26 protein-coding genes and 4 tRNA genes are annotated in these 25196 nt (G+C 63.8%); 9 read left to right on the top strand and 21 right to left on the bottom strand.

The window, feature by feature from the left end; all coding sequences use genetic code 11:
• Positions 1–66 precede the first annotated feature (66 nt).
• The 9 genes from HALO32_RS13940 to HALO32_RS13900 all read right to left on the bottom strand — a co-directional run bounded on the left by HALO32_RS13940 (position 67) and on the right by HALO32_RS13900 (position 7464).
• A complete protein-coding gene (locus HALO32_RS13940; RefSeq protein ID WP_151444481.1) occupies positions 67–339 on the bottom strand; it encodes an HU family DNA-binding protein in 273 nt (90 codons plus the stop codon).
• A gap of 177 nt (positions 340–516) precedes the next feature.
• A complete protein-coding gene (gene lon, locus HALO32_RS13935; protein WP_151444480.1) occupies positions 517–2925 on the bottom strand; it encodes an endopeptidase La in 2409 nt (802 codons plus the stop codon).
• Positions 2926–3270: 345 nt separating this feature from the next.
• Entirely contained in the window at positions 3271–4548 is a 1278-nt protein-coding gene (gene clpX, locus HALO32_RS13930; protein ID WP_151444479.1) for an ATP-dependent Clp protease ATP-binding subunit ClpX, read from the bottom strand.
• 122 nt (positions 4549–4670) lie between these two features.
• On the bottom strand, positions 4671–5291 hold the full coding sequence (clpP, locus tag HALO32_RS13925) for an ATP-dependent Clp endopeptidase proteolytic subunit ClpP (RefSeq protein ID WP_151444478.1): 621 nt from the start codon (positions 5289–5291) through the stop codon (positions 4671–4673).
• A gap of 88 nt (positions 5292–5379) precedes the next feature.
• A complete protein-coding gene (gene tig / locus HALO32_RS13920; RefSeq protein WP_151444477.1) occupies positions 5380–6747 on the bottom strand; it encodes a trigger factor in 1368 nt (455 codons plus the stop codon).
• Positions 6748–6997: 250 nt separating this feature from the next.
• A tRNA-His gene (locus HALO32_RS13915) sits at positions 6998–7072 on the bottom strand.
• 24 nt (positions 7073–7096) lie between these two features.
• Positions 7097–7171: transfer RNA gene (locus HALO32_RS13910), tRNA-His, on the bottom strand.
• 72 nt (positions 7172–7243) lie between these two features.
• Positions 7244–7320 (bottom strand) — tRNA-Arg (locus HALO32_RS13905).
• Between the two features lie 67 nt (positions 7321–7387).
• Positions 7388–7464: transfer RNA gene (locus tag HALO32_RS13900), tRNA-Pro, on the bottom strand.
• 174 nt (positions 7465–7638) lie between these two features.
• On the opposite strand from HALO32_RS13900, the gene folD reads away from it, so the two are divergent.
• From folD to HALO32_RS13880, 4 genes are all read left to right on the top strand, one after another.
• On the top strand, positions 7639–8502 hold the full coding sequence (gene folD, locus HALO32_RS13895; RefSeq protein WP_151444476.1) for a bifunctional methylenetetrahydrofolate dehydrogenase/methenyltetrahydrofolate cyclohydrolase FolD: 864 nt from the start codon (positions 7639–7641) through the stop codon (positions 8500–8502).
• A gap of 242 nt (positions 8503–8744) precedes the next feature.
• Positions 8745–9212, top strand: a complete 468-nt coding sequence (locus HALO32_RS13890) for an S-ribosylhomocysteine lyase (RefSeq protein ID WP_151444475.1) — start codon at positions 8745–8747, stop codon at positions 9210–9212.
• Positions 9209–9943, top strand: coding sequence for a 5'-methylthioadenosine/S-adenosylhomocysteine nucleosidase (mtnN, locus tag HALO32_RS13885; RefSeq protein WP_151444474.1), 735 nt, complete (start codon positions 9209–9211; stop codon positions 9941–9943). Before HALO32_RS13890 ends, mtnN begins: the two co-directional genes overlap by 4 nt.
• A gap of 3 nt (positions 9944–9946) precedes the next feature.
• Positions 9947–10960, top strand: a complete 1014-nt coding sequence (locus HALO32_RS13880; RefSeq protein WP_151444473.1) for an alpha/beta hydrolase — start codon at positions 9947–9949, stop codon at positions 10958–10960.
• Here the strand turns inward: HALO32_RS13880 and HALO32_RS13875 are convergent.
• The 3 genes from HALO32_RS13875 to pyrC all read right to left on the bottom strand — a co-directional run bounded on the left by HALO32_RS13875 (position 10887) and on the right by pyrC (position 13540).
• Positions 10887–12143, bottom strand: a complete 1257-nt coding sequence (locus HALO32_RS13875) for a type II toxin-antitoxin system HipA family toxin (RefSeq protein ID WP_225810013.1) — start codon at positions 12141–12143, stop codon at positions 10887–10889. The genes HALO32_RS13880 and HALO32_RS13875 overlap by 74 nt on opposite strands.
• On the bottom strand, positions 12133–12435 hold the full coding sequence (locus tag HALO32_RS13870; RefSeq protein ID WP_151444471.1) for a helix-turn-helix domain-containing protein: 303 nt from the start codon (positions 12433–12435) through the stop codon (positions 12133–12135). Before HALO32_RS13870 ends, HALO32_RS13875 begins: the two co-directional genes overlap by 11 nt.
• A gap of 61 nt (positions 12436–12496) precedes the next feature.
• A complete protein-coding gene (pyrC, locus tag HALO32_RS13865) occupies positions 12497–13540 on the bottom strand; it encodes a dihydroorotase (protein WP_151444470.1) in 1044 nt (347 codons plus the stop codon).
• 212 nt (positions 13541–13752) lie between these two features.
• Between pyrC and HALO32_RS13860 the strand changes: the two genes are divergently transcribed.
• Positions 13753–14178, top strand: a complete 426-nt coding sequence (locus tag HALO32_RS13860; RefSeq protein ID WP_151444572.1) for a hypothetical protein — start codon at positions 13753–13755, stop codon at positions 14176–14178.
• Between the two features lie 197 nt (positions 14179–14375).
• On the opposite strand, the gene HALO32_RS13855 is transcribed toward HALO32_RS13860, so the two are convergent.
• From HALO32_RS13855 to cysQ, 3 genes are all read right to left on the bottom strand, one after another.
• Complete coding sequence (locus HALO32_RS13855; protein WP_151444469.1) at positions 14376–15617, bottom strand: NAD(P)/FAD-dependent oxidoreductase; 1242 nt, start codon at positions 15615–15617, stop codon at positions 14376–14378.
• Between the two features lie 80 nt (positions 15618–15697).
• A complete protein-coding gene (locus HALO32_RS13850; RefSeq protein WP_151444468.1) occupies positions 15698–16159 on the bottom strand; it encodes a tellurite resistance TerB family protein in 462 nt (153 codons plus the stop codon).
• 271 nt (positions 16160–16430) lie between these two features.
• A complete protein-coding gene (cysQ, locus tag HALO32_RS13845) occupies positions 16431–17294 on the bottom strand; it encodes a 3'(2'),5'-bisphosphate nucleotidase CysQ (RefSeq protein ID WP_151444467.1) in 864 nt (287 codons plus the stop codon).
• Between the two features lie 143 nt (positions 17295–17437).
• Here cysQ and HALO32_RS17985 point away from each other — a divergent pair, with 143 nt between their 5' ends.
• A complete protein-coding gene (locus tag HALO32_RS17985; RefSeq protein ID WP_192576513.1) occupies positions 17438–17575 on the top strand; it encodes a hypothetical protein in 138 nt (45 codons plus the stop codon).
• Between the two features lie 296 nt (positions 17576–17871).
• Here the strand turns inward: HALO32_RS17985 and HALO32_RS13840 are convergent, their stop codons facing one another.
• Both HALO32_RS13840 and relB read right to left on the bottom strand, forming a co-directional pair.
• Positions 17872–18141 (bottom strand): type II toxin-antitoxin system RelE family toxin, encoded by a 270-nt coding sequence (locus tag HALO32_RS13840; RefSeq protein WP_151444466.1) that lies wholly within the window; start codon positions 18139–18141, stop codon positions 17872–17874.
• Positions 18125–18346, bottom strand: a complete 222-nt coding sequence (gene relB / locus HALO32_RS13835; protein WP_151444465.1) for a type II toxin-antitoxin system RelB family antitoxin — start codon at positions 18344–18346, stop codon at positions 18125–18127. The genes HALO32_RS13840 and relB overlap by 17 nt, the downstream gene beginning before the upstream one ends.
• A gap of 511 nt (positions 18347–18857) precedes the next feature.
• Here relB and HALO32_RS13830 point away from each other — a divergent pair.
• On the top strand, positions 18858–19148 hold the full coding sequence (locus HALO32_RS13830) for a HigA family addiction module antitoxin (protein ID WP_225810011.1): 291 nt from the start codon (positions 18858–18860) through the stop codon (positions 19146–19148).
• Between the two features lie 95 nt (positions 19149–19243).
• Here HALO32_RS13830 and HALO32_RS13825 read toward each other — a convergent pair whose 3' ends face one another.
• The 3 genes from HALO32_RS13825 to HALO32_RS13815 form a co-directional block, all read right to left on the bottom strand.
• Positions 19244–19498 (bottom strand): Txe/YoeB family addiction module toxin, encoded by a 255-nt coding sequence (locus HALO32_RS13825; protein WP_151444464.1) that lies wholly within the window; start codon positions 19496–19498, stop codon positions 19244–19246.
• Positions 19495–19749 carry a type II toxin-antitoxin system Phd/YefM family antitoxin gene (locus HALO32_RS13820; protein WP_151444463.1) on the bottom strand — a complete coding sequence of 85 codons (255 nt, stop codon included), beginning with the start codon at positions 19747–19749 and terminating at the stop codon, positions 19495–19497. Before HALO32_RS13820 ends, HALO32_RS13825 begins: the two co-directional genes overlap by 4 nt.
• A gap of 216 nt (positions 19750–19965) precedes the next feature.
• A complete protein-coding gene (locus HALO32_RS13815) occupies positions 19966–20400 on the bottom strand; it encodes a phasin family protein (protein WP_151444462.1) in 435 nt (144 codons plus the stop codon).
• 300 nt (positions 20401–20700) lie between these two features.
• Between HALO32_RS13815 and HALO32_RS13810 the strand changes: the two genes are divergently transcribed.
• Positions 20701–22437 (top strand): PglL family O-oligosaccharyltransferase, encoded by a 1737-nt coding sequence (locus HALO32_RS13810; RefSeq protein ID WP_192576512.1) that lies wholly within the window; start codon positions 20701–20703, stop codon positions 22435–22437.
• A 65-nt stretch (positions 22438–22502) separates the two neighbouring features.
• Here the strand turns inward: HALO32_RS13810 and HALO32_RS13805 are convergent, their stop codons facing one another.
• Positions 22503–22955 (bottom strand): pilin, encoded by a 453-nt coding sequence (locus tag HALO32_RS13805; RefSeq protein WP_151444460.1) that lies wholly within the window; start codon positions 22953–22955, stop codon positions 22503–22505.
• 354 nt (positions 22956–23309) lie between these two features.
• Between HALO32_RS13805 and pilB the strand changes: the two genes are divergently transcribed.
• The gene (pilB, locus tag HALO32_RS13800; RefSeq protein ID WP_151444459.1) at positions 23310–25106 is read left to right on the top strand and encodes a type IV-A pilus assembly ATPase PilB; all 1797 of its coding nucleotides are present in this window, start codon (positions 23310–23312) and stop codon (positions 25104–25106) included.
• Positions 25107–25196: the final 90 nt, after the last annotated feature.

The raw sequence follows: 25196 nt of genomic DNA, 5'->3' as shown, positions 1-25196 counted from the left end.
GGTGCACCGCCGGGGCGATGCACCTGTTATGAAATCGACCTCAATGGTGCGGCAGGCGCCGTCGGCTCAGTTGACGGAGTCCTTGAGCGCCTTGCCTGCCTTGAAGCTCGGCACCTTGGCAGCGCTGATCTCGATCGGCTGCCCCGTCTGCGGATTACGGCCGGTGCGGGCGGCGCGCTCCTTCACCTGGAAGGTACCGAAACCCACCAGGGAGACGCTATCGCCCTTCTTCAGGCTGTCGGCCACGGTCTCGACCATGGCATCCAATGCACGGGACGCGGCCGCCTTGGGTATGTCGGCGGATGCGGCTATGGCTTCGACCAGCTCGGATTTGTTCACACTTCACCCCTTGACTTTTTCGTAAATTGGCTCTAACCGGCGAGACATTAAGCTGACTGACACGATCACAGCATAGCAGTAATTTATAGCAATACGGCGAAAGATCTGTCAAGCAAACTTCCTTGCCAGACCCCGTCATACCGGGGTTTATACTTCGGTATAACGAGATAATTGTCGTTAGTGCGTACTGACTATCGATGCCGAGGAGATGGAGTCTTCCGCTCTTGAATCTTCCTTTTTCGGCGCCGGCTTATGGGCCAGCGCAACCTCGAGAACATCGTCGATCCAACGAACAGGCCGAATATCGAGGGCGTCCTTGATATTGTCCGGGACCTCCTTGAGATCACGGCGGTTCTCCTCGGGAATTAGCACCGTCTTTATACCACCGCGCCTGGCAGCCAGCAATTTCTCCTTCAACCCGCCGATGGGCAGCACCTCCCCGCGCAGGTTGACCTCGCCGGTCATGGCCACGTCACAGCGCACCGGGCGTCCCGTGTAGGCCGACACCATGGCCGTGACCATGGCGATGCCCGCGCTGGGACCGTCCTTGGGCGTGGCCCCCTCCGGCACGTGGATGTGCAGGTCCTCCTTCTCGAAGCGCTCGGGATCGATGCCCATGGCGATGGCCCGTGCACGCACCACCGTCTGAGCCGCACTCACCGACTCCTTCATCACATCACCGAGCGAACCCGTCTTGTCCAGGCGCCCCTTGCCGGGCGTGATAACCGACTCGATATTGAGCAGCTCGCCGCCTACCGACGTCCAGGCCAGGCCGGTCACCCGGCCGACCTGGTCTTCCTGATCGGCAAGACCGTAGCTGTAGCGGCGCACGCCGGCGTAGGGCTCGACATCGGCGGCGGCAAGCAGCATCGGCGCCTGGGCGCCCTCCTGGCTCTCCTTCTCGAGGCGCTCGCGCAGCACCTTGCGGCACACCTTGGCGATCTGACGCTCGAGCTCACGCACACCGGCCTCGCGGCTGTAGTAGCGAATCAACTCGAGCAGCGCGTCGTCGGAGAACGACAGCTCATCATCCTTGAATCCGTTGGCCTTGAGCTGCTTGGGCACCAGGTAGCGACGGGCAATGGCCAGCTTCTCGTCCTCGGTGTAGCCCGGCAGGCGGATCACTTCCATGCGGTCGAGCAGCGGGCCGGGGATGTTCATCGAGTTGGCGGTGCAGATGAACAGCGTCTCGGAGAGGTCGTAGTCCAGCTCCAGATAGTGGTCGCTGAAGGTGTTGTTCTGCTCCGGATCCAGCACCTCGAGCAGGGCCGAGGAGGGATCGCCGCGGTGGTCCATGCCGACCTTGTCGACCTCGTCGAGCAGGAACAGCGGGTTCTTGACCCCGGCCTTGGCCATGCGCTGGACCATCTTGCCCGGCAGCGAGCCGATGTAGGTGCGGCGGTGGCCACGGATCTCGGACTCGTCACGCACGCCGCCCAGTGCCAGACGCACGTACTTGCGGTTGGTGGCCCGGGCGATGGACTGCCCCAGCGAGGTCTTGCCGACCCCGGGTGGCCCCACCAGACAGAGCACCGGCCCCTTGAGCTTCTTGACCCGCTTGTGCACGGCAAGATACTCGAGAATGCGCGCCTTGACCTCATCGAGCCCGTAGTGATCCTCGTCGAGCACCTTCTGGGCGTGCACCAGGTCATGCTTGATGCGGGTGCGCTTCTTCCACGGCACCGCCACCAGCCAGTCTAGGTAGGAGCGCACCACCGTCGCCTCCGCGGAGTGCGGTGACATCATCTTCAGCTTGCCCAGCTCCTGGAGCGCCTTGTCGCGGGCCTCCTTGGGCATGCCGGCTTCCTCGATGGCCTGCTCGTACTTCTCGGCCTCGTTGGGCACGTTCTCGAGCTCGCCCATCTCCTTCTGGATGGCCTTCATCTGCTCGTTGAGATAGTACTCGCGCTGAGACTTCTCCATCTGCTCCTTGACCCGCGAGCGGATGCGCTTCTCCACCTGCAGCAGGTCGATCTCGGACTCGATCAGCGCCATCAGATGCTCGATGCGATCGCGCACCCGGTCCATCTCCAGCAGCTGCTGCTTGTCGTCGATCTTCAGCGACAGATGGGCACAGATGGTATCCACCAGGCGGCTGGGATCCTCGATGCCGGAGAGCGAGTTGAGTACCTCGTTGGGCACCTTCTTCGACATCTTCACGTACTGCTCGAACTGGTTGAGCAGCACCCGCACCAGGGCTTCCTGCTCACGTTCGCTGAGCGGCTCGCTCTCGCGCAGGCTCACCTCGGCGCGACTGTAGCCGTCGTCGACGGCGATGATCTCGCGGATATCGGCCCGGGATTCGCCCTCGATCAGCACCTTGACGGTGCCGTCGGGCAGCTTGAGCAGCTGCATGATCTCCGCCACGGTGCCGATGGCGAACATGTCCTCGTTGTCGGGGTCGTCCTTGCTGGCCTCGCGCTGGGCGACCAGCAGGACGCGCTTGTCGGCCGCCATGGCCGCCTCGAGCGCCTGTATCGACTTCTCGCGTCCGACGAAAAGCGGAATGACCATCTGCGGATAGACGACCACGTCCCGCAGGGGCAAAAGGGGCAGACTCAGGGTCTGTTCAGCATTCTGCTGCATCGCAGACGTTCCTCACACGAAATCGGATGGATACCCAAGGAGTGGGGGCGAACCGGCGCCATTGCAAGGCAACCTGCGCCGGTTCGAAAAAAGAGGGGGAGCGGTTCCATCGCCCGAGATGCCGGTTAGGAGCCTGTCGGATTCGACCGATCGAAGCGAGAGAGACGGATTTCGAGACAAGTTTATCGATCTGATGAGGCGAATAGCCCGCTATTTAACGAATCAGATCGAATGAAATTGGCCGAAAGTCCGGTTCTCGCAGTAGATCAGCGTTGAGTCCGACAGGCTCCTAGACACCTCGGGAATGAAACCACTCCCCCCTCAGGGCGCCTTGCGCCCGACATTTCAGCCGTCGGTACCGTCGACTCGCTGCGCCTCCTGCTGGGAGTAGATCAACAGCGGTTCGCTCTCGCCGTCGATGACGGAGGCATCGATCACCACTTTCGACACACCCTCCAGGGAGGGAATCTCGTACATGGTATCGAGCAGCACCGATTCGAGGATCGAGCGCAGGCCGCGGGCGCCGGTCTTGCGCGCCATGGCCTTGCGGGCCACCGCGCGCAGGGCATCCTCACGGAAATCCAGCTCCACGTTTTCCATATCGAACAGGCGAGCGTACTGCTTGAGCAACGAGTTCTTCGGCTCGGTGAGGATCTGGATCAGAGCGTCCTCGCTGAGCTCGGTGAGGGTCGCGATCACCGGAAGACGACCCACGAACTCAGGGATAAGGCCGAACTTGACCAGATCCTCGGGCTCCACGTCGAGCAGCAGATCGCCCACGCCCTTGGTCTCGTCCTTGCTCTTCACCTCGGCGTTGAAGCCGATGCCGCCCTTCTCGGCGCGATCCCGGATGACCTTCTCCAGGCCGGCGAAGGCGCCCCCCACGATGAACAGCATGTTGGTGGTATCGACCTGGACGAACTCCTGCTGCGGATGCTTGCGACCGCCCTGGGGCGGCACCGAGGCCGTCGTGCCCTCGATCAGCTTCAGCAGGGCCTGCTGCACGCCCTCACCGGAAACGTCCCGGGTGATGGAGGGGTTGTCCGACTTGCGCGAGATCTTGTCGATCTCGTCGATGTAGACGATGCCACGCTGGGCCTTCTCCACATCGTAGTCGCACTTCTGCAGCAGCTTCTGAATGATGTTCTCGACATCCTCGCCGACATAGCCCGCCTCGGTGAGGGTGGTCGCGTCGGCGATGGTGAAGGGCACATTGAGCAGCCGCGCCAGCGTCTCGGCCAGCAGCGTCTTGCCGCTGCCGGTGGGGCCGATCAGCAGGATGTTCGACTTGCCAAGCTCGACCTCTTCCTTGCCGCCATAACGCAAGCGCTTGTAGTGATTGTAGACCGCCACGGACAGCACCATCTTGGCGCGGTCCTGACCGATCACATAATCATCGAGGGTGTGACGAATCTCGCGGGGAGCGGGCAGGCGCTCCTCGTCAGTCTCGGCATCGGCATCGAGCACCTCCTCGCGAATGATGTCGTTGCAGAGGTCGACACACTCATCGCAGATATAGACGGACGGACCGGCAATCAGCTTGCGTACCTCATTCTGGTTCTTGCCGCAGAACGAGCAGTAGAGCAGCTTGCCGCCTTCGTCCTTGCCTTTGCCGTCGGCCATTCGCGTACCTCATTCATAATGACGCCCCAGCATGGCTCACGGGGCGTCGGGTCCACCTCGACGACCTCGGCCGTCGGGAAACGTCTCAGTGCATGAACGTCACTCTGGTGAAGTTCACGCTATCAGGATGTCGGTCGCTGTTCCAGCACCGCATCGATCAGGCCATATTCGGCGGCCTGCGGACCGTTCATGAAATTGTCTCGATCGGTATCCCGGGCGATGGTCTCGAAGTCCTGGCCGGTGTGGTGCGCCAGAATCTGGTTGAGATTGTCACGGATACCGAGGATCTCGCGGGTGTGGATCTCGATGTCGGAGGCTTGCCCCTGGTAGCCGCCCAGCGGCTGATGAATCATCATTCGCGAATTGGGCAGGCAGTAGCGCTTGCCCGGCGCTCCGCCGGCCAGCAGCAGGGCACCCATGCTCGCCGCCTGTCCGATGCACACCGTGGAGACGTCGGGCTTGATGAACTGCATGGTGTCGTAGACCGACATGCCGGCCGTCACGCCGCCACCCGGCGAGTTGATGTACAGGTGGATGTCCTTGTCCGGGTTCTCGGACTCCAGGAACAGCAGCTGCGCCACCAGCAGATTGGACATGTAGTCTTCCACCGGCCCCACCAGGAAGATGACGCGCTCCTTGAGCAGGCGGGAATAGATGTCGTAAGCCCGCTCGCCTCGCGCGCTCTGCTCGACCACCATGGGCACGAGGCCACCGGCAGCTTGAATATCGAACGGGTTGCTCATCAGGATGGTGTCCTTGGATGCGATGAATGGAAGCGTCGGGTGACGACCTGCCCGGCCGCGAGGCCGGGCAGGCAATGCCGGGCCATGATCAGGCCTGCTTCTCTTCGCCCGGCTCTTCGGCTTCGGCTTCGTCTTCCTCACCGGCCTCGCCCTGTTGCTGGGCCGCGGCGAGAGCCTGCTGGTAACTCATTTCCACGTCCTTGACGCTGGCCTGCTCGAGCAGGGCATCGACGGCCTTCTCCTCGAGGACAGCCGACTGGACCTGGGTCTTGAGCTGGTCGTTACCCAGGTAGTACTCGACCACCTGCTCGGGGTCCTGGTACTGCTGGGCCAGCTCCTCGACCTTGGCCTTGATCTCGTCGTCGGTGGCCTCGAGCTCGTGGCGCTTGATCACCTCGGCCAGCAGCAAGCCGACCTGGACACGGCTCTTGGCCTGCTCGGCGAACAGCTCGTCGGGCAGCTGGCTGACATCGAAGTCTTCACCGAGGCCGAACTGCTGGGCTGCCTGGCGCTTGAGGCCGTCGGTCTCCTGCTGCACCAGTGCCTGGGGCACCGGGATGTCGTTGGCCTTCTTGAGGGCCTCGAGCACCTGCTGCTTGACGCGATTGTCGATGGCCTGGGTCGCCTCACGGGTCATGTTCTTCTTGACCTCGGCGCGGAACCTGTCCAGATCGCCATCCTCGACGCCGAATTTCTCGACGAACTCGGCATCCACCTCGGGCAGGGCCTGGCCCTTCACCGCGTGGACCTTGACCTTGAAGGTCGCTTCCTGACCGGCCAGCTGCTCGGCCTGATAGTCCTCGGGGAAGGTGACCGAAATCTCCTTCTCCTCGCCGGCCCTGGCACCGATCAGCTGCTCTTCGAAGCCGGGGATGAAGCTGTTGGAGCCGATCACCAGCTCGTGGCCCTCGGCGCTACCGCCCTCGAAGGGCTCGTCGCCCAGGAAGCCCTGGAAGTCGATGGTGACCTGATCGCCCTCCTCCGCGGCGCGGTCGACCTCTTCCCAGCCGGCATTCTGCTTGCGCAGGGTGTCGATCATCTCATCGACATCGGCCTCGCTCACCTCGACCACCGGACGCTCGATCTCGGCCCCCTCGATGGACGCGAGCTCGATCTCGGGGTAGATCTCGAGGGTGGCGGTAAACTCGAGGTCCTTGCCCGCCTCGTTGACATCGGCCTCGATCTGCGGATACCCGGCCGGATTGAGATCATTGTCGGAGATGGCGCGCACATAGCGCTCGCGCATCACTTCGCCCACCACCTCGTCGCGCACACCCGCACCGTAGCGCTGGCGAATCACCGACATCGGGACCTTGCCCTTGCGAAAGCCGTCCAGGCGCACGGTCTTGGCGGCATCCTTGAGACGCGCGGCAACGGCCTCGTCGACCTCGGCGGCCGGCACCTGGACCTTGATGCGGCGTTCAATGTTGGAGGTCGTATCGACGGAAACTTGCATGAAATGTCCTCTACCGACTGGGGCGTTCTGTGAAAGCGTGAAAGGGTCAAAGGAGAGATTCTAAGAATCTCACCCGATACTGGCAAGCGCCGTGCCTCTACAGATGGGGGCCTGAGGGTATATTACAAGGGCACCACAGGGATTTTCCGCACCGCGATCAACATCGAAAAGGCGGAAATACGCGGGTCACAACGCGGAAGAGGCGTCGGAAAGAAGAAGACAGAGAAGCACGAGCTGATGAGGGAGGCAATGGGGTGGATGATGGGGATCGAACCCACGACCACCGGAGCCACAATCCGGGGCTCTACCACTGAGCTACATCCACCACTGCCTGGGGGTCATGTCGAGATGGGGTGGATGATGGGGATCGAACCCACGACCACCGGAGCCACAATCCGGGGCTCTACCACTGAGCTACATCCACCATTACGACACGGGTCTTGCTGAAAGCTACAACGGCACGCTCAACTCGCTACCGGCGGCTCCATGCAACGCATGGCGCGCCCAGCAGGAATCGAACCTGCAACCTACGGCTTAGAAGGCCGTTGCTCTATCCGGTTGAGCTATGGGCGCATTCTACGTATTAGAGCGCCTAACCGCAACCCGAAATCAGAAAAACAACTTCCTGATCAACAAGTTGTGGTCGGGGTGGAGGGATTCGAACCCCCGACATCCTGCTCCCAAAGCAGGCGCGCTACCAGACTGCGCTACACCCCGCCGGCTCTTGCACGGCCCTGACGCCGCCGCGGAGGACTCGTCAAGCGCTGCGTATTCTACGGAACTTTCCCCGCGCGTCAAGCGAGAAGCGCGCCGCTGCCGCCCGGTCGCTTTGCCTTCGCGCCCCGGCATGCGAAAATCCATCGCCCCTACCACCTACCAGAGGGATGCTCGATGACCGCCCAACTGATCGATGGCAAGTCCATTGCCGCCCGAGTCCGCCAGCAGGTCGCTCGCCAGGTGCAGGCACGACGCGAGGCCGGAGGGCGCATTCCCGGACTGGCCGTGGTCCTGGTGGGCGAGGATGCCGCCTCCGCGGTCTACGTGCGTAACAAGCACCGCGCCTGCGAGGAGGCCGGCATCCGCTCCTTCAAGTATCAGCTGCCAGCGGATACCCGCCAGGACGAACTCGAGACCCTGGTCGACCAGCTCAACGACGACCCGAGCATCGACGGCATCCTCGTGCAGCTGCCGCTTCCCGAGCATCTGGATTCCCGCCCGATCCTCGAACGCATCCTGCCCCACAAGGATGTCGACGGCTTCCACCCCTACAACCTCGGCCGCCTGGCCCAGCGCATGCCGCTGCTTCGTCCCTGCACCCCCAAGGGCGTGATAACGCTGCTGGAAGAAAAGGGACTCGAGATCCGTGGCCTGGATGCCACCGTGGTCGGCGCCTCCAACATCGTCGGCCGCCCCATGTCCCTGGAGCTGATGCTCGCCGGCTGCACCACCACCGTCTGTCACCGCTTCACTCGCAACCTCGAGGAGCATGTGCGGCGTGCCGACCTGCTGGTGGTCGCGGTCGGCAAGCCAGGCGTGGTCAAGGGGGAATGGATCAAGCCCGGCGCCATCGTCATCGATGTCGGCATCAATCGCCAGGAGGACGGCCGCCTGATCGGCGACATCGACTTCGTCCCCGCCGCCGAGCGCGCCAGCTGGATCACTCCCGTTCCCGGTGGCGTCGGCCCCATGACCGTCGCCACGCTGCTCCAGAACACCCTGCAGGCCGCCGATATCCACGACGCCGAGAAGAAGTAGCAAGGAACAAGGAGCAAGGGGATTACTGTAGGAGCCGTGCTTGCACGGCGATAGGTACCGAGCCAAGTCATTCGCGGTGCGAGCACCGCTCCCACAGAAAACCCCAGCCACTGCCCATGAATTGTGGAGGCGGTCGGTTCGTCGCCTCGACTGGCACAGCGATGAAGAACGGCCTCATGCACCTTTCGTCTTATTCATCTAGAATAACTCGGCAATTTTACCCCACTCGCGAGCTCCTCCCGATGACCGACCAGAAGATGAACGTCGAAAGCTTCAACCTCGACCACACCAAGGTGAAGGCGCCCTATGTCCGCCTTGCCGACATCAAGACCGGCGAGCACGGCGACACCATCCACAAGTACGACATGCGTATCTGCCAGCCCAACCGGGACCATATGGAGATGCCCGCGCTGCACTCCCTGGAGCACCTGATGGCCGAGCTGTCGCGCAACCACTCCGACAAGGTCGTCGACATCAGCCCCATGGGCTGCCAGACCGGCTTCTACGTGGCCATGATCAACCACGACGACTACGCCGGCGTGCTGGACCTGCTCGAAGGCACCCTCGAGGACGTGCTGGTGGCCGACGAGGTTCCGGCCTGCAACGAGATGCAGTGCGGCTGGGCGGCCAGCCACAGCCTCGAAGGGGCCAAACAGATTGCCCGCGGCTTCCTGGCCAAGCGCGATGAATGGAGCCAGGTGTTCGCATGACGCGCATCGGCATCATCGGCGCCATGGCCCAGGAGGTCGCGGCGCTCGCCGCCCAGCTGGAGGAGCGCCGCACCCGCCATCACGTGGGCTGCACCTTTCATCTGGGCAAGCTGCAGGGCGTCGAGGTGGTGATCCTGCAATCCGGCATCGGCAAGGTGAACGCCGCCATCGGCACCACCCTGCTGCTGGATGTCTATCAGCCCGAGGCGGTCATCAACACCGGTTCCGCCGGCGGCTTCGGTGAAGGGCTCGAGATCGGCGATGTGGTCGTCTCCAGCGAGGTGCGCCACCACGACGTGAACGCCGTGGTGTTCGGCTACGAGCATGGCCAGGTCCCCCAGATGCCCGCCGCCTACTTTCCGGATGCGCGGCTGGTCACCCTGGCCAGGGAGTGCGTCGAGCAGCTGGGCGAGGTCAAGGTGGTGGAGGGGCTGATCGCCACCGGCGACGTCTTCATGGCCTGCCCCGAGCTCGTCGCCACGACCCGCTCGCGCTTCCCCACCATGCTGGCGGCCGAGATGGAGGCCGCGGCGATCGCCCAGACCTGCCACCAGTACGGCTGCCCCTTCGTGGTGATCCGTGCGCTCTCGGATATCGCCGGTGGCGGCGACAACCACCTCTCCTTCAATGAATTCCTGGAGAGGGCCGCCGCTCACTCCACGCGCATGGTCATGGCCATGGTGGATCGTCTCGGTCACCACAGCCGACAGGCCGATACCGTCGAGGGCTGAAGGATGCCTCCCATCGTGCATGGCTTCAGAACACTGACCCTCTGCCTGCCCCTGCTCCTGGCCGGCTGTGCCACTCACCTCGACGGCAATGGTCCCGTTGCCACCCCGGCGCTTCCGGAGCCCGTCGACTATCGCGTCGAGCGCCTGGCGCCGCTCCCCTATACCCCAGCCGAGTGGCCCGAGAGCCTCGAGGCGCGTGTCCTGCTGCCGGAGACTCGCGAAGACCGCTTGCGCCCCGCTGCCCTGCTGGTGCACGGCGGGGGCTGGCAGCGGCGCAGCCCCGACGACATGGACGAGATCGCCGAGCGGCTCGCAAGGCGCGGCTACGTGACGGTGAACGTCGCCTACCGCTTCGCCCCGGAATACCGCTTCCCCGCCCAGCTACACGACCTGCAGCAGGCCATGGCCTGGATCCACGAACGGGCCGACGAGTGGCGCATCGACAGCGACCGGATCGTCGGTGTCGGCTACTCCAGCGGCGCCCACCTGGTGAGCCTGCTCGGGGTCTCCGGCAATGTCGATGCCCTGAGCGAGCCTTACGGCGGCGAGCACGCGCGCCTGGCCGCCGTACTGGGGGGCGGCCTGCCGAGCGATCTCTTCAAGTTCGACGACGGGCGCCTGGTGGTGGAATTCATCGGCGGCACCCGGGCCGAGAAGCCTGAGGCCTATCGGCTGGCCTCGCCGATCTACCACGTTGATGCCGACACGCCGCCTCACTTCCTCTTCCATGGCCGCTGGGACGGCCTGGTGCCGGTTGACCACGCCACCGACTTCCATGCCGAACTCCTCACCCAGGGCGTGGAGAGCGAACTCTACCTGCAGCACTACCGCGGGCACGTCACCAGTTTCCTGACTCGCGACAGCGCCATCGAGGCCGGCATCGCCTTTCTCGACCGGCAACTGCGGGAGGAGGCGTCCAGCACGGTCCTCACGCAAACGCCCCCTACTCAATACGCCACTCAGGCGCCAGTGCCTTCCAGTGATCTCTCAGTACACGCTGATGCTCGTCAGCCATAGGCAGTGACGACAACTGAGACGGCCACTGGCACCTGGCGCGCTCGACTGTCTCGGCCAGGACTTGCCGTATGGCCGGCCAGGACACGCCAACCCTCTCCGACCACCGCCGGAAATCCTCCTCGTTGAGCCGATACCAGTCCTTCTTCCCATTCAGGTTCAGGGCCGCCTCGCGCTCCTCCTCGATATAGGCCCGCGTCGTCACGATGTCATAGGCCGGGGCCAGCGAGGGCCTGTGCCGATCCGGGTAGAGCAGGCTCCAGTTCTTGAGGTGCGCGTCTCCATTCGCCAGCAAGATGTTCACCAGCAGCCGGCGAGCGAACTCCTGAACCGACGCCAACCCGTCCCCGGTAAACTCCCGCAACAGGCGCCCGATCTGCTCATAGCTCGGGCCATCGTACTTCTCATGGGGGTAGCGGAACAGGACTTGGGCCATGTCCTCGGTATGCACACGCGTTTCCTGCACGCGGTCGAAGCGGCGAATGGCATAGGCATGAGGCTCGTCAGGCAGGCTGATATCGGGCAGGCCTTCCAGGGCTTGCAACGGTACCAGTCGCACTTCCGGGATCTCCACCCCCGCACTCTCGGCCAGCCGCATGGACGTGAACTCGGCCTCGGGTAGCCTGGAATGGCGTGCGGAAGGCGGCTTGATGATCCAGGTCCCTGGGCCATCCCCACCCGACAGACTGAAGCGCCCCGCTCTCTCGCGCATGGAGAACTTCAGCTGCACACCCGCCAGGGAGAAACCTGCGCCTCCTCGAGCTTGCTGCGGGACCGGAGTCACGCTACGGCGATGGGAAAGCACCCAATCCGGCATGTCATCCGGCATCACCGGGGTTGCCACTAACGCCCCTGGCAGGTCATGCCCCAGCCTGGCCAGCAAGGGAAACTCATTATCGGGATGCACCTTCAGCCGTGAGGCCAGCCAGTCACGAAGAGACCCTTCAGGGAGCAGGTTGGAAAACCAGGGATGGAGGCGCTGCTGGCGAATCCAGGCGGTCTCCATCAGCGCCTCGGCCCGAGGAAAGCCCGCCATCAGGGTCAGGGTCAGGGTGGGCCGGCCGGGGTCAAGACGCCACGCCTCGTCGAACACCAGGACATTGCGTCCACCCCGGTAGCCCGCCAGGTATGCCACTCGACGGCCGTGAAGCGAGAGCTCGAGCATCTCGACGGGCTCATTGGCCATTGTCATCCTCCTCATCGTCGAGGAGCCCTTGCCAGGGGTCCACATCCAGTGGGGGACGAGACGATAGTCCTTCATCGAGTAGCGCCAATACCGCATGCCACTTCTCGATGGGAATCAACATCAATCGGGCATTCAGACCGTCAGCGGCCTGGTTGAGAGTGTCCAGCCGCGGGTTGCCCCCCGCTTCCAGCCGCTGGTACTGCTGGCGGGTCATCCCGACCCGCATAGCCACCTGTTGCTGTGTCAGGGAGAGCGCACGACGCCGGGTCTTGAGTTGCTCGTGGAGGGACATGCTTTGCACCGTATTCGTTGCTTTAAGTACACAATAGCAACGAATACGGTGCCTGACGAGGTCAGGTTGTTTCCTGGAACCTCCACTCCAGCGTCTCGCCGGCGGCCAGGGGCACGATGGTCTGGCCATCGGCATAGGGCAGCGTTTCGGGCAACTGCCAGGGGTCGCGTACCAGGGTCACTGAATCAGTATTGCGCGCCATGCCATAGAAGTCGGGGCCGAAGTGGCTCGCAAAGCCTTCCAGCTTGTCCAGCGCACCGGCCTGCTCGAAGGCGGTGGCGTAGAGCTCCAGGGCCGCAGGCGCGGTGAAGGCCCCCGCACAGCCGCAGGCACTCTCCTTGTCACCGCGCGCATGGGGCGCGCTGTCGGTGCCCAGGAAGAACTTCGGGCTTCCGGAGGTCGCGGCGGCCAGCAGCGCCTGGCGATGACGCTCGCGCTTGAGGATCGGCAGGCAGTAGTAGTGAGGGCGAATGCCGCCCACCAGCATCTGATTGCGATTGAACAGCAGGTGGTGGACGGTGATGGTCGCGGCGACATTGGCCGGCGCCGCGGCCACGAAGTCGGCGGCGTCGGCCGTGGTGATGTGCTCGAAGACCACCTTCAGGTCCGGGTGGCGCTCGAGCAGCGGCTTCATGACCCGCTCGATGAACACCGCCTCGCGGTCGAAGATGTCGATATCGGCGTCCGTCACCTCGCCATGCACCAGCAGCGGGATCCCCAGCCGCGCCATGGCGGCAACGGCCGCGTCGCAATGGGCCAGATCGGTCACCCCGGAGGCGGAGTTGGTGGTCGCCCCGGCGGGATAGAGCTTCACCGCCTGCACCAGGCCGCTGGCATGGGCCCGCTCGATCTCCTCAACCGAGGTATTGTCGGTCAGGTAGAGGGTCATCAGCGGTTCGAAATGGCTCCCGGCGGGACGCGCCGCCAGGATCCGCTCGCGGTAGGCCAGTGCCATCTCGGTGGTGGTCAGCGGCGGCGTGAGGTTGGGCATGATGATGGCACGGCCCATCTGTCGGGCGCTGGCAGCCACCACGGCGGCCATGGCCTCGCCGTCGCGCAAGTGAAGGTGCCAGTCGTCCGGGCGGGTCAGGGTGATCGAGTTCACGGCAGGTCCTGTTTTGAAAGTCTGTATCGAAAGCGTGGGGTTCGTCATGGGGGCAAAGGGCGACCAGTATATCGGAACCACACCCGCTTCCCGAGCCGGTCCTGCTGATCAACCGCTGGCGAGGGGGACGCCGACTCTTCAAGCGGCGCTGAATGCCGTATCATGACGCCTGCATTCGCGTCGCCACCGACGCCCGGCCCCGTGAGGACTCGATGCCCAAGGTAAGACACTACGCCGATACCGTTGCCATCCTGGCCGGCCTGATGTGGCTGGTGCTCTTCTGGTCGGTGAGCATCTCGGCACACCTCGGCAGCATCGAACCCAGCCTCGCCGCCCTGCTGATGCTCGGCAGCCTGATCCTGATCAGCTTCGTGCACCGGCCCATCCGCGTGCTGCTCGGCCGCTACCACGTCCGCAAGCGGCGCACCGAGATGTGGATGCATATCCTTGCCCTGCCCCTGTCGCTGGCCTTTCTCCTGGCCATCGTCATCGACCATCTTCTCACCCCGATGAACGGCGAGCAGAAGATGCTGCTGTTCAATACCCTCGCCACCGCCGGCTGGCTGGTGTTTGTCTTCACCCTGCTGATCAAGCTGCTGTGCCACCAGGTTCAGCGCAAGCGCAGGGCGAAGCGGTAAGTCCTTGTAGGAGCGCTCGGTTCGACGCCTCGACTTGCAGCGCGATTGGTGGAGGGCAATCCCACAAAATCAGCCGACAGCCACAGACCTATTGTAGGAGCTGTGCTTGCACGGCGATTAGTGCCGTGCCACGGAATCGCGGTGCGAGCACCGCTCCCACAAATGCTCAAAGCCAATGCTATTGAGCGCATAACTCCTCAAAACCGATCGGCCCGGAACGGTGCCATATCGATCTCGGGCGTCTCTCCCTCCATCATCTGCGCCAGCAGGAGCCCGGTGGCCGGCCCCAGCGTGAACCCCTGATGCCCGTGGCCGAGCGCCAGCCAGAGTCCTTGCTGGCCCGGGGCGGGGCCGATCACCGGCTTCATGTCCGGGGTGCAGGGTCGCGCGCCCTTCCAGGGGTCGGCATCCAGCCGCTTGTCCAGCGGGAACAGCTTTTTCGCCGCCCGTTCGGCGGCGGCCAGCTGCTCGAGATGCGAGGGCGCCTCGAGCCGCTCCAGCTCCGCGCCGGTGGTGAGGCGAATTCCCGCCTGCATCGGCGCCAGCAGGTAGCCCACCTCGGCATCCATCACCCAGTGGTGGAGCCTGGCCGAACCCGACGCAGCGTAATGCATGTGGTAGCCGCGCTTGACGAACAGCGGAAGCTCCAGGCCCAGGCTCGAGAGCCAGTCCTTCGACCAGGGCCCCATGGCCATCACCACCTGCTCGGCGTCCAGGACACCCTCGCTGGTACTCACCTGCCAGCCGCTGCCGTGGCGAGCGACCTCCTTGATCTCGCTGCACTGCACGCGGCCGCCTTCCGCTTCGAAGCTGCGGGCATAGGCCTGCACCAGGGCACCGGGATCGGCCACCGTCCAGGGTTGCTCCCAGTGGATCGCCCCGACCAGCCCGCCGGCCAGATCGGGCTCCATGGCCGCGAGTTCCTGCGTATCCAGGGCCCGATAGCGAACCCCGAAGCGCTCGGCGTTACCCTCGGCATCCTTCAGCCGTTCCGACAGGGCCTCCCGCGTGCGATAGAGCTCCAGCCAACCCTCACGACGCACCAGGGCATCGGCACCGGCCGCCTCGACCATCGGCGCATGAGCGTCCAGCGAAAGGCCGATCAGCGAAGCGTACTCGGGCACGATCTTGGCATAGCGCCTGGGGGCGGAGTTCCGCCAGTACTGCAGCAGCGGCAGGGCCGCCTTCACCATACCCCCTGGCCGATAGCGGATATCCACCGCGCGATTGGGCAGCACCCGCAGCATGGTGGCCAGGTCCCGCGGAAAGGGATAAGGGCGCACCGCCTCGCGCTGGATGATGCCGGCATTGCCGAAAGAGGTCTCGCGGCCCGGCTCCCGGCGGTCGACAAGGGTCACCGAATGCCCGCGACGAGCCAGGTGCCAGGCCACCGATACGCCGACCATCCCGGCGCCCAACACCACGATTTCACGCGCCATCACTGACTCCTTGCCTGCGGTTCGAGAACGGATACCGAGCATGCACTTTCTCTACACGAAGGAAAAGTCACGGCATGACGTTAGTCAGCCGTGCCTTCCTGCACCTGCAGCTTGGCGCGGATGAAGTCCGAGTGGCTGACGTGCAGCAACTCGGCCAGGCGCCGGATGCGGTGCTCCTCGAGATGGTGCTGTTCGCCATCGGCCAGGGAGAGCGACCACATCATGCGCACCAGCTCGCAGCGCTGCGCATAGTCGAAGTGCTCCTTGACCAGGCTGACGAACTGATAGTGGTCCACCGCCGACTCGGCCTCCTCCCGGGCCAGCCGAAGCAGTTCGTCGAGGTCGGTTTCCTCCAGGGCGAAGCGCCGCCGTAACTGGTCGCGCAGCAGGGCGACTTCGCTGTCATCGAGGTGGTAGTCGGCACGCGCCACCTCGAAGAGCAGTGCCGCCGTAGCCAGCTCCAGGGTGGGGGCCGTGGCGGCCTTGCCCCCCGCCTCCGTGACCATGAAGTCATTGAAGAAGCGCTGTATCGAATCGATCATCAAGGTCTCCCCGCAAACGCGTTCGCCGTTGGTCCGCCTTGGACCATTACAGCCTATCATTGATGCAACGCCGAGCCGTAAGCGTCGCCCTCCGTCAGGAAGGGCTATCGCAGTAGGAAGTAACGCTCGAGGCTTATACGACGACAGGCCTTCGGGGAGGCGCTGTGAACCCCTCCCTGGGCGCTACCGACGCCATCCCTGGCGTAGGACCTCCCCTTCGACCTGTCCCCGGCGCCTCTCGCTACGGCTAACTGCGATTGCCCAACTTCCTTCAGGAAACGCTGCCGTCAGGATCGGCCGCCAGGGCCTTGGCCAGCGCCTTCTCCCAGCGGGCGTCGCGCTGCCCGCAGGCGATGAAGCCGGGATTGAGCAGGCTCTCGCCCTGGTTGCAGCGCAGCGGCTCCAGCGTTTCGGCTTCGAGCACCTGGCCGCCGGCGGCGACAACGATGGCCTGGGCGGCGGCGGTATCCCACTCGCTGGTGGGCGCCAGGCGCGGGTAGAGATCGGCCTTGCCCTCGGCGATCTGGCAGAACTTCAGCGAGCTGCCGACCGACTGCGTGGTATGGGCCGGCAGCGCCTGGCAGAAGGTCTCGAACGCCTGCCTACCGTTGCGGCGGCTGCCCACGACCCGCCAGGGCTCGCGGTCGGGGTCGGGCAGTGCCCGCACGCCGATAGGCCGTTCGCGGTGATCCTGGCCGGCCCCCTCACGGCGGAAGGCACCCTGCCCGACCTGGCCGCGCCAGGTCACCCCTCCCTCGCTAAGCGCCGGCGCATGCACGATACCCAGCACCGGAACGCCGGCCTCGACCAGTGCCAGGTTGAGGGTGAACTCGCCGTTGCCGGCGATGAACTCGCGGGTGCCGTCCAGGGGGTCGACCAGCCAGTAGCGCGACCAGCCGCGACGGGTGGCGAAGGGAATCTCGCTCGATTCCTCCGAGAGCACCGGGATATCCGGCGTCTCGCCCTCGAGGAGCTCCAGCAGGGCATGGTGGGCGGCCATGTCGGCCTCGGTGAGCGGGCTGTCGTCGGTCTTTTGCTCGACGGCGAATTCCCGGCGGTAGATCCTCATCACCTCGCGCCCGGCGGCCTCTACCCCGGCGATCAGCCGCTCGAGGGTGTCGTGGTCCAGCCTCATGCACTCTCTCCCCCTTTCGCTTTCCCGGCACTCCCGCCAGCCGGGCCTATTCGACCTTAGTCGTAGACAAACGACCGACCTCGAGTATAATGGAAAATCTGTTCACATCGACCAACGGGCCGCCAGAGCCCCGGAGACTCACCATGAACGTCAAGCAGATCGCCACCATATGGGACCATCCCCTCCCCGCGCGTCCGCTTCGCTCAGCGCGTCGCCGCCGCGAACGCCTGCTTACCACTGGGCGTCGTCCCGAGGCACGCCTGCCGCGCTTCTATATTTAAGGTTCTTCGCACGACACCGGCTGGCCACACAATCCTCGTCGGCTCGGTAAGCGCCAGCGCACCGGGCGTGGAGTAGGGCCTCCGCTGCGCCGGATGCGCCTTCGGCTTATCCGGCCTACACGATACTCCCATGGTTTTCACGGCGAATTGCGATGAACCAAAACTAAAACCGTGATGAGGGTCCCACGATACCGCCATCGCGTCGCTACTCAAGGCTGGCGCGCCATTACGCCAGCGGCCGGCATCGCTGCCGGCCGCTGGGTGGTTCAGATCAGGAGGGAAAGGGTGGCGTCCGGCTAGCCCTCATAGACATCCTTGCGGTGGGCTGCCCGGACCACCAGTACAACCAGTCTGTCATCCTGAATCTGGCAGATGATGCGGTAATCTCCCACGCGGTAGCGCCAGAACTCCGTCAACTCGCCTCTCAAGGGTTTGCCCAGCTGGCGCGGATGATCCAAGGACACTACCCGCTCTTCCAGATAGGCACGAATGCGCCGACGGTGCTGAGGGTCGATCTTCTTGAAACTCTTTGCCGCCGAGGCCAGATACTCAACCTTCCAGGTCACGCCAGAACGCCTCGGAGGTCATGACGCGATCCCGGCCCTGGCGAAGCTGCTCCAGTGCATGCTCGGCCAGATAGGCATCTTCCAGCTCGTCGAGGTGCTCCTCGATCAGCTTACGCAGGTAAAACGTCTTGGAACGCCCTGTCGCCCGGGACAGATGAGCCAGGCGTGCCTCGATATCGGGATCCAGGCGGAGACTGATAGGCATGATGGGCACCTCTTATGATACATGCGATCAATGTATCGCAGCTTGACAGAAAACGCCAGCGGCCGGCCGCTGGGTGCAGGGTTATCGCAGATGGAAGTAATGCTCGAGGCTGTTCCGGCGACAGTTCTGCGGGGAGGCGCTGTGAACCCCTCCCTGGGCGCTACCGACGCCATCCCTGGCGTGGGACCTCCCCTTCGACCTGTCCCCGGCGCCTCTCGCTGCGGCTAACTGCGATTGCCCTGCAGCTGGGTGATTCTGGTTCAGGCTAGGCGGGAAATGGGAGTCTGCCCCCCATCAACCCGATTAGCCATTGAATTGTGTATCTCTTAGCGATACATTCCAGGCATTCTTGACCGGCCACAAGAGACGAGGCGCGGTGATCCTCACGATCAGGTTCGCCGGAGAGGATGTCGAGTTGGTTGATTATCTGGACTATCACTGATGAAGCGTCAAGAAGGTTCCTGGCGTACCGAATCGTTACCGTGTCAATTTCTGAATGGAGAAAAAGGCCATGAGAACCACAGGAATGCACAATCCGCCGCATCCAGGCGAAATGCTGCGCGAGGATGTCATTGAAGCGTTGGGGATTTCAGTCGCCGAGACGGCTCGACGCCTCGGCATGTCTCGGGTCGCCCTGTCCCGGGTCGTGCATGGGCATGCCGCCATTTCACCCGATCTGGCCGTGCGCCTCGAACGTGCCGGTGCCGGCAACGCGCGGCATTGGCTCGCGATGCAGACCGCCTACGACCTCTGGCAGGCCGAGCACAGCGCACAACCCGAGGTAAGACAACTGGCCTCCTGATGCCACTCAACAGGGATGGGGCCGCAAAAACGCCAGCGGCCGGCCGCTAGTTGAATGAGGGTAGGCAGGAAAGGCGGGACTGGCCCCGATCAGGATCAGTAATGGTACCGACACTGGACGATGACAACAGCGTTGTCGGTGACCTTGTAGACGAGGCGATGTTCCCGGTCGATGCGCCGTGACCAGTAACCTGACCATTGGTGCCGCAAGGGTTCGGGGTCTCCCAGCCCCTGGAAGGGCTGGCGCTGGATATCCTTGATCAGGGTATTGATGCGCTTGAGCGTCTTCTTGTCACGAGATTGCCAGTAGAGATAATCCTGCCAGGCCTGGCTGGCCCAGGTCAGCATCATGACTCGATCAGATCGTGAGCCGACGCTTCACCCCGCTCCACCTCGGCAATCGCCTCATTCAGTCGCTGCGCATTAAGCGGGCTGGCCATCAGGTAGGCAGTCTCCTCGTAGGACTTGAAGTCCTCAACTGACATGACGATAGCGGGCTTGCCGTTCTGGCGCGTGATCAGCACCGGGACGTGATCGTCATTGACCCGATCCAGTACCTTGGCCAGATGGCTGCGAAAATGGCTGTAGGTCACGGTGTCCATGCGTTACTCCTCAGTCTAGAATCACATTGTACGTATTTTTGTACGCAACAGCCAGCTAGTGTAATGTCAACCGAGGGAAATGATAGAAATGGGCGCTTTTCCCGATTAGCCCCCACACCACACAAAGGGGCCGCCGATCCATGATCGGCGGCCCCTTTGTTGGCGCCATCAGGCCCGCACTGCGGGCCTGATGCTTGCTTGCGCGCTTCCTGCGGCTTACTTGGCCTTGGGAGCGGCTTCCTTGACGGCCTTGGTGGCGGTCTCGGTGGTTTCCTTGGCGGATTCCTGAACGCTTTCCTGAGCCTGCTTGACGCTGCTCTCGGTCAGCTTCTGGCTCTCCTCGGCGAACTCCTGCTGCAGGGCCACGACCTTCTCGGCATCGCCCTTCAGGCGCTCGGTCAGCTCGGTGGCGACCTTCTGCTGGCCTTCCATGTAGCTCTTGAGGCCTTCCGCGTCCTTGACTTCCATCAGGCTGCGCAGCTGCGCCAGGCCGGTGTCGGAATAGGCCTTGGTGGCCTCGAGCTGGGCGTTGACCAGCTTCTCGGTGTAATCGACCGAGAGAGAAGCGAAGGCGCGTGCCGGAGCGAAGAACATGGACTCGAGCTGCGCGGTGTCAAACTGCTTGGGATCAAAGGCGAATGCGTTGGTCATGATGAACCTCCTGGTTCTGGATGACATGGAACGGGAGATTCCCGCTCTGATGCAATGCACCCTAACAGGGCTTTTGGTGCAGTGCAACATTTATAGAAAACCGAAAGCACGACAGAGGCACCTATCCGGGTCCGCACCCTGCACGCGCCGCCTCCATGTCCGATGTATGCCAGCTTCCGAGGGGCTGAATGCGCGGAACGATGGCTTGCACCGCCCGCTCAGCCCTTGCGTGGCCCTGTTCCCCGGTGGCGGCGGCTGTTACATTCTGAAACGCCATTTCTCGATCGCAGGGACGCCCGCATGGATACCGCTTCCGCCCCCAACCGCCGCCTGATCGCCTGGCTGATCGGCATGGCGCTCTTTACCTTCGTGGTGCTCCTGCACTTGAGCTTTCCCAATATCGGCGGGTCGGGGTTGCAGATGCCCTTCAATGCCACGGTATGGATGGGCTTCGTGCTGATGACGGCGATCGCCCTCTGGCCGGCGGCGCACGGGGTGATCCGCTACAGCCCCTTCCACCAGGGGCTGGGGCTCTTGTTGCTGGCGTTCTGGCTGCCCTTCGCCTGGAGCTGGAACGAGGCCTCGCTGATGGCGCTGCCAAGGATGCTGACGGTCACCGCCGGGGCCCTCCTGCTGCTGGGGCTGGCGCAGCCCGGCTTGACCCGCCGCGACTGGTGGTGGATCGGCATGGCGATACTCGCCGGCGCCCTGCTGGAAACCGCCTACGCCCTTGGCCAGTACTATTTCCTCGGGCCTGGGCTCTGGATCAACTATGACCCGGAGTACGGCAGGCCCTTCGGTATCTTCCAGCAGCCCAACCCGCTGGCCAGCTTCCTGGTCACCGGCCTGGCGGTGTCCGTCTGGCTGATGCGCGAGGCGCGCGGCTGGCCCGGCCTGGCCATCACCGGCCTGGCCCCGCTGTTCATTCCGCTCGCCGTGCTGCTGACCTATTCGCGAACCGGCTGGCTGGCCTTCGTGATCGTCGTTCCGCTGCTGCTGGCGTATCTCTTACTGACCTCGCGGCGACACTTCCTGCTCTGGGGGGGGCTGCTGGCCGCCGGCTGTCTCCTCGCGGCGATCGGCTGGATGACTATCGAGGCAGAGGACGTGGCGCGTTCCGGCACCTCGCTGGGGACCCCCGGCATTCGCCTGGGCATCTATGCCCACGGCATCGACATGATCCTGCAGAAACCCTTCACCGGGTGGGGCTACGGGCGCTTCCAGCACGACTTCATCCACAGCCTCGCCGAGGCGCGGGCCGCCGACCCGGCGGTGGATCTGGTGATCACCACCAATATGGCCCATCCCCACAACGAGCTGCTGCAGTGGGGCATCGAGGGCGGGCTCTTGCCGGTGCTGGCGATGCTCGGCCTGGGGGGCTACGTGGCCTGGCGCATCCTCACCAGCGGCCTGGGGGCCGAACGGCTGCTGCTGGTCTGTCTGCCCCTGCCGCTGCTGCTGCACAGCATGACCGAACTGCCCTTCTACCACTCCATCGCGCATTTCCTGGCCTTCCTCCTGCTGCTGGGCTTCGTCGTCTCGCGCACCGAGACCTTCCGGGAACGTGATTTCCGCTATACCTTCAGCATCCGCATCGGTGCCTTTCTCGCCACGCCGCTGCTGCTGCTGTTCTTCGCCACCCATCTGCACACCCTCTTCAAGGTGGCGGATCATGTCTACGGCATCACCAGCAAGCCCGAGCCCCTCGCGGCGATCATCAATCCGTTCGGCATGTACCGGCAGCTAGAATTTATCCAGATGTCGCGTCAGGTCGACGCGGCGGCAGCCATAGGATTCGACGGTCCCATAGTAGAGTATGCCCAATGGGCGGAGGAGCGGAAGGCACTGATCCCGCGGCCGGAACTCTACTATAACCTGCGCCTGGCCTACCGCGCCCTGGGTGATGCTGATGCAATTGAACGAGTAGAAGCCGAGGCGGAATGGCTCTATCCCAGCTTCCAGGCCATGTACGAAAAGAAACCACCTAGCGACACAGTAGAAATGATGCCACCCGGCTTGTCGGATATTAGTAGATGAGTTTGCTATAGGCGCAAAAAAGGCCGGTACTACCCGGCCTTTTTCTATATTACTTAACCAAGTTATTATTTGCAATATTGCGGTAGATAATCATCCGGAATAGTATTAGAACCACCGGGGGCACAAGTCCAAGCACCAGAGGCATCCCTAGACAAGACTAGTGTAGAATCAGGATACTCGCGAGAAACAGCACCACTCTGATCAAAGGTGAAAGTGATCGTATCTGAGGTATCATCTACAGAGATGGTACCGTAAGTATTGGATGCGCTCAGTCCAATATCCTCAGGCGAACCAAGAGAGTCTCCCGTATAAAGATTGGAATCAAAAGTCGTCTGTCCACCCCGAATGGAGGAGAGAGCAGACGATACCTCAGACCTGAGCACATAATCCTGATAGCGCGGAATCGCGATGGCCGCCAGGATGCCGATGATCGCCACCACGATCAGCAGCTCGATCAGGGTAAAGCCGCCCTGACCGGTCTTGATATATTTCTGCATGCCTTGCTTCTTCATGGTCATGTACCCCTTGCTGGTTGCCGCTGGCCGTCTGCTCTGGGTTGCGTGTGGCCGGTGTGGTATCACGTCGGGTGGCGGCTGCCACCGGTTCTGTAAGTCTTTCCTGTTCCCTTTCGCCGGGTCGACACCCGCCGCGGGCCAACCCTACGCTTACATTAATTTACGCTTCGCAACGCTGCAAGCGATATTCTCAACGCCCTGCCTCCGGCGAGGGCGCCAACAGCGCCTTTTCACGCTGAGGGGGCGGCCTGCGGGCAGGCAAAGGGTTGAAAGGCCGTGGCCTGGCACTGGGCGGCGGGTGGCCTGAAAGGCTAGAATCAGCGGAGCTGTTGAACTGCTGCTACGTCATGAGGCGCCATGAACGACTATCGTCCCCCCTCTTCCGAGAAGCCGCCGGCGCCAGCGGAGCCTGCGCCCACGGCGCTGCATGGCGCCACCCATCGCAACGGGCTGCGCGGCCTGGCGCGGCGCCTGGTCAGCGATGGCCGGCTGAGCGAGGCCGCCGCCGCGCGGGCCGAGTCGGAAGCCCGCGAGGGAGAGGTGTCGCTGCTGCAGCACCTGATCGAGGCGGGCATGGTGCCGGCCCGCCAGGCCACCCTGACGGCGGCCTGGGAGTACGGCCTGCCGATGATCGACCTGGACGCCATCCGCCTGGAAAGCCTGCCGCCGGCCAAGGAATACCCCGACAAGATCCTGCGCCGGCTGGGGGTGCTGCCACTGGTGCGCCACGGCCACCAGCTCACCGTGGCCGTGCCCTATCCCTCCACCCTGGCCCTGCTCGACGAACTGCAGTTCGCCACCGGCCTGACGCCGGAGGGCATTCTCGCCCCCGTGGACCAGCTCGGCCCGGTGCTGGAGAGCTACCTGGCCAACACCGAGAAGAGCATGCTCGATGCCCTGGGCGACGTGAACGACGCCGTGGGCCAGCTGGCCTACGACGAGGGCGTGGTCGATGCCAGCGACGAGCAGGCGGCGGTGGCCGCGGCCGGCGACGACGCCCCCATCGTCAAGTTCGTCAACAAGATCCTGCTGGATGCCATCCATCGCGGCGCCTCGGACATCCACTTCGAGCCCTACGAGACCAGCTACCGGGTGCGCTTTCGCATCGACGGCATCCTCCACGACGTCGCCCATCCGCCCTTTGCCATGCGCTCACGTATCTCGGCGCGCCTCAAGGTGATGTCGCGGCTGGATATCTCGGAGCGCCGCCTGCCCCAGGATGGCGCCATCAAGCTCAAGCTCTCCACCACCCGCTCCATCGACTTCCGCGTCAACTCGCTGCCCACGGTGTACGGCGAGAAGGTGGTGCTGCGTATCCTCGACCCCGGCTCGGCGCAGATGGGCATCGAGCAGCTGGGCTTCACGCCCGAGCAGCGCGCCATGTACGAGGCCGTGCTCGACGACCCCCAGGGCATGATCCTCGTCACCGGCCCCACCGGCAGCGGCAAGACGGTGACCCTCTACACCGGCATCAATATCCTCAACGAGGTGGAGCGCAACATCTGCACCGCCGAGGATCCGGTGGAGATCAAGGTGCCGGGGGTCAACCAGGTGAACGTGCTGCCCAAGATCGGCCTGACCTTCGCCAGCGCCCTGCGCGCCTTCCTGCGCCAGGACCCGGACGTGGTGATGGTCGGCGAGATCCGCGACCTGGAGACCGCCGAGATCGCCGTCAAGGCCTCCCAGACCGGCCACCTGGTGCTCAGCACCGTGCACACCAACTCGGCGGCGGAAACGCTGACCCGCCTGGCCAACATGGGGGTGGCGCCGTTCAATATCGCCAGCTCGGTGAGCCTGATCATCGCCCAGCGCCTGGCGCGGCGGCTGTGCAAGCAGTGCAAGCAGCCCGCGGACATCCCCCACGAGGTACTGCGCCAGCAGGGCTTCACCGAGGACGAAGTGGCCAATGCCACCATCTATGAGCCGGTGGGCTGCAAGAAGTGTACCCAGGGCTTCAAGGGGCGGGTGGGCATCTACGAGGTGGTGCCGATCAGCGACGACATGAGCCATCTGATCATGACCGAGGGCAACTCCCGCGACTTCGACACCCAGGCGCGCCAGGAGGGCCACCCGGACCTGCGCCGCAGCGGGCTACTCAAGGTGATGCAGGGGCTGACCAGCCTGGCCGAGGTCAACCGGGTGACGAAGGACTAACAAGCAGCCAACGTTGTAGAAGCGGGCTGTTGTGGGAGCTGTGCTTGCACGGCGATTTTTTGCTCTCCGCTTTTCGCGGTGCGAGCACCG

The organism is Halomonas lysinitropha (genome assembly GCF_902500215.1).
GTDB classification, from domain to species: Bacteria; Pseudomonadota; Gammaproteobacteria; order Pseudomonadales; family Halomonadaceae; genus Halomonas; species Halomonas lysinitropha.
Note: the sequence above shows the minus strand (reverse complement) of the source record. Positions and strands in the feature narration are given on the sequence as shown.

Bases quoted from the DNA above. Each gene is read 5' to 3' on its own strand.
- HALO32_RS13850 (WP_151444468.1), bottom strand. From the start codon at position 16,159: ATGATCGATTCGATACAGCGCTTCTTCAATGACTTCATGGTCACGGAG.
- cysQ (WP_151444467.1), bottom strand. From the start codon at position 17,294: ATGAGGCTGGACCACGACACCCTCGAGCGGCTGATCGCCGGGGTAGAG.
- clpX (WP_151444479.1), bottom strand. From the start codon at position 4,548: ATGGCCGACGGCAAAGGCAAGGACGAAGGCGGCAAGCTGCTCTACTGC.
- folD (WP_151444476.1), top strand. From the start codon at position 7,639: ATGACCGCCCAACTGATCGATGGCAAGTCCATTGCCGCCCGAGTCCGC.
- HALO32_RS13860 (WP_151444572.1), top strand. From the start codon at position 13,753: ATGCCCAAGGTAAGACACTACGCCGATACCGTTGCCATCCTGGCCGGC.
- pilB (WP_151444459.1), top strand. From the start codon at position 23,310: ATGAACGACTATCGTCCCCCCTCTTCCGAGAAGCCGCCGGCGCCAGCG.
- HALO32_RS17985 (WP_192576513.1), top strand. From the start codon at position 17,438: ATGAACGTCAAGCAGATCGCCACCATATGGGACCATCCCCTCCCCGCG.
- HALO32_RS13815 (WP_151444462.1), bottom strand. From the start codon at position 20,400: ATGACCAACGCATTCGCCTTTGATCCCAAGCAGTTTGACACCGCGCAG.
- clpP (WP_151444478.1), bottom strand. From the start codon at position 5,291: ATGAGCAACCCGTTCGATATTCAAGCTGCCGGTGGCCTCGTGCCCATG.
- HALO32_RS13875 (WP_225810013.1), bottom strand. From the start codon at position 12,143: ATGGCCAATGAGCCCGTCGAGATGCTCGAGCTCTCGCTTCACGGCCGT.
- HALO32_RS13890 (WP_151444475.1), top strand. From the start codon at position 8,745: ATGACCGACCAGAAGATGAACGTCGAAAGCTTCAACCTCGACCACACC.
- HALO32_RS13810 (WP_192576512.1), top strand. From the start codon at position 20,701: ATGGATACCGCTTCCGCCCCCAACCGCCGCCTGATCGCCTGGCTGATC.
- HALO32_RS13820 (WP_151444463.1), bottom strand. From the start codon at position 19,749: ATGGACACCGTGACCTACAGCCATTTTCGCAGCCATCTGGCCAAGGTA.
- HALO32_RS13870 (WP_151444471.1), bottom strand. From the start codon at position 12,435: ATGTCCCTCCACGAGCAACTCAAGACCCGGCGTCGTGCGCTCTCCCTG.
- HALO32_RS13830 (WP_225810011.1), top strand. From the start codon at position 18,858: ATGAGAACCACAGGAATGCACAATCCGCCGCATCCAGGCGAAATGCTG.
- HALO32_RS13825 (WP_151444464.1), bottom strand. From the start codon at position 19,498: ATGATGCTGACCTGGGCCAGCCAGGCCTGGCAGGATTATCTCTACTGG.
- HALO32_RS13805 (WP_151444460.1), bottom strand. From the start codon at position 22,955: ATGACCATGAAGAAGCAAGGCATGCAGAAATATATCAAGACCGGTCAG.
- lon (WP_151444480.1), bottom strand. From the start codon at position 2,925: ATGCAGCAGAATGCTGAACAGACCCTGAGTCTGCCCCTTTTGCCCCTG.
- mtnN (WP_151444474.1), top strand. From the start codon at position 9,209: ATGACGCGCATCGGCATCATCGGCGCCATGGCCCAGGAGGTCGCGGCG.
- HALO32_RS13855 (WP_151444469.1), bottom strand. From the start codon at position 15,617: ATGGCGCGTGAAATCGTGGTGTTGGGCGCCGGGATGGTCGGCGTATCG.
- HALO32_RS13880 (WP_151444473.1), top strand. From the start codon at position 9,947: ATGCCTCCCATCGTGCATGGCTTCAGAACACTGACCCTCTGCCTGCCC.
- relB (WP_151444465.1), bottom strand. From the start codon at position 18,346: ATGCCTATCAGTCTCCGCCTGGATCCCGATATCGAGGCACGCCTGGCT.
- tig (WP_151444477.1), bottom strand. From the start codon at position 6,747: ATGCAAGTTTCCGTCGATACGACCTCCAACATTGAACGCCGCATCAAG.